The organism is Stutzerimonas stutzeri, from assembly GCF_000935215.1.
GTDB lineage: Bacteria > Pseudomonadota > Gammaproteobacteria > Pseudomonadales > Pseudomonadaceae > Stutzerimonas.
This window is the reverse complement of sequence record NZ_JXXD01000343.1, coordinates 1-2,370: the sequence shown is the minus strand read 5'-3', so window position 1 is coordinate 2,370 and position 2,370 is coordinate 1. Positions and strand designations below refer to the sequence as shown.

At 63.5% G+C, this 2,370-nt stretch carries 2 protein-coding genes and 1 pseudogene; all 3 read left to right on the top strand.

Annotated features, from left to right (window positions below):
• A pseudogene (locus LO50_RS25530) lies at positions 1-197 on the top strand (LysR family transcriptional regulator); the annotation flags it as partial.
• Entirely contained in the window at positions 194-472 is a 279-nt protein-coding gene (locus LO50_RS23225) for an EexN family lipoprotein (protein WP_044316508.1), read from the top strand. The pseudogene LO50_RS25530 and the gene LO50_RS23225, both read left to right, overlap by 4 nt.
• A gap of 235 nt (positions 473-707) precedes the next feature.
• A partial coding sequence (locus LO50_RS23220) for a conjugal transfer protein TraG (RefSeq protein WP_044316507.1) occupies positions 708-2,370 on the top strand: 1,663 nt, incomplete at its 3' end.

The window sequence follows — 2,370 nt, the reverse complement described above, 5'->3', positions numbered from 1 at the left end:
GCCATGAACCGGGCGTAGTCGCCCGGCCGCTGGCGCTGCGCGTGCCACCGCTAACGACCTACCTACTGCACGCCGCAGGCGAGCCGTCCGAGGAGCTTGCGCGGTTCATTGAGCGCGTGCAGGCCGTCGAATCACCGGAACCCCCAAGGCCCAAGCCGGGCCATCATTCCGATCCCCTGGAGGAATCTGCGCCATGAAGAAGATCGTCCCATTCTTGCTGGTGGCCGTGTTGACTGCCTGCGGCCAGTCCGAAACGCCTCAGAAGGCCAACACTTCGGAAGCGAATATCCCAACGGTGGAAGAACTGGCGGCCAATCCCGAACGGCTCAAGGAACTGCGCCAGCAATGCAAGACCGACCGCCCGAAGCTCGGCGACGTGCTGTGCAACCGAGTGGCTGAAGCCACGCGCAAGCGGTTCTACGGCGACGGCGAAACCCCCTACACACCGCCGAAGGAATCTCCCAAGTTCTGATTGTTGGCGGCTCGCCGCATCGCCTTAATTTTTTGTTCGACACGCCGCAATGCGCCTTCGCTTGCGGCGTTTTTCTTTGATTCGACGTTGCGCGAACTCTGTCTTTTTGCTCGACCTTTCTGTTGAAAACGGTCTTTGACTGGCACTGACCCGGCACCGATCCTGACGCCTGCGGCACGCCCTTGTGCCGCTTCTTCCATGAGGAATCAGCGCAGGAGAAATCGGAGGCCAGGTCATGCAAGGGACGAACGTGCTGTTCGGTCAGATTGCCGTGGTATTCGGCATCGTGATCGCCGGAGTGTGGGGTGCCACACAATGGACAGCAGCGGCCCTTGGCTATCAACTACGCCTTGGCTCGCCCTGGTTCGATCTTCTTGGCACGCCGATCTATCACCCGTGGAAGCTGTTCGAGTGGTGGTTCTTCTTCGATGCCTACGCGCCCCGCATCTTTGACACCGGCGGCGCCATCGCGGGCGGCAGCGGTCTTGTGGCCGTGCTCGTTGCCATCGGCATGTCGATATGGCGCTCGCGGCAATCGCGCCTGGTCACGACCTACGGCTCTGCGCGCTGGGCGAACGCGGATGACATTCGCAAAGCCGGCCTCACACAGTCGGTCGGCGTGTTCCTCGGCCAGCACGATCGTCAGTACCTACGGCACGAAGGGCCGGAACACGTCCTGACCTTCGCGCCTACCCGCTCGGGCAAAGGCGTGGGCTTGGTGGTGCCGACGCTCCTGTCCTGGCCAGCGTCGGCCGTCATCCACGACATCAAGGGCGAGAACTGGCAGATCACCGCAGGCTGGCGCTCGCGCTTCTCGCATTGTCTGCTGTTCAACCCGACCGATTCGAAGTCGGCCGCCTACAACCCGCTGCTGGAGGTTCGGCGCGGCGCGCATGAAGTGCGCGACGTGCAGAACATCGCGGACATTCTGGTCGATCCCGAAGGCGCGCTGGAAAAGCGCAACCATTGGGAAAAGACCTCGCACGCGCTGCTGGTCGGAGCCATTCTGCATGTGCTCTACGCGGGCGGGGACAAGACGCTGCGCGGCGTCGCCAATTTTCTCAGCGACCCGGCCAGCCCGTTCGAGCTGACCTTGCATCGGATGATGACCACGCCGCACCTCGTGAACGAGGATGGTGGTGGCCCGCATCCGGTGGTGGCCTCCGCTGCGCGCGAAGTGCTCAACAAGTCGGACAACGAGCGTTCCGGTGTGTTGAGCACCGCCATGTCGTTCCTCGGCCTGTACCGCGACCCCACGGTGGCCGAAGTCACCTCGCGCTGCGACTGGCGCATCGCCGACCTGATCGCGGCAGAGCATCCGGTATCGCTGTATCTGGTGGTGCCGCCTTCGGACATTTCGCGCACGAAGCCGCTCATCCGCCTGATCCTCAACCAGATCGGCCGGCGCCTCACCGAATCGCTCGATGGCAGTGACGGCATCGAGCGCCGCCACAAGCTGCTGCTGATGCTCGATGAGTTCCCGGCGCTGGGGCGCCTGGACTTCTTCGAGACGGCGCTGGCCTTCATGGCCGGCTACGGCATCCGTAGTTTCCTCATCGCCCAAAGCCTGAACCAGATCGACAAATCCTACGGCCAGAACCATTCGATTCTCGACAACTGCCATGTCCGGGTGACGTTCGCCACGAACGACGAACGCACGGCCAAGCGCATTTCCGAAACGCTCGGCACCGCTACCGAGCTGCGCGCGCAGCGCAACTACGCGGGCCATCGGCTCGCACCGTGGCTGGGCCACCTGATGGTGTCGCGGCAGGAGACGGCCCGCCCGCTGCTGACGCCGGGCGAAGTCATGCAGCTTCCGCCTGACGAAGCCGTGGTGATGGTGTCCAGCGTGGCGCCGATCAAGGCGAAGAAGTTGCGCTACTACGCGGACGCCAATT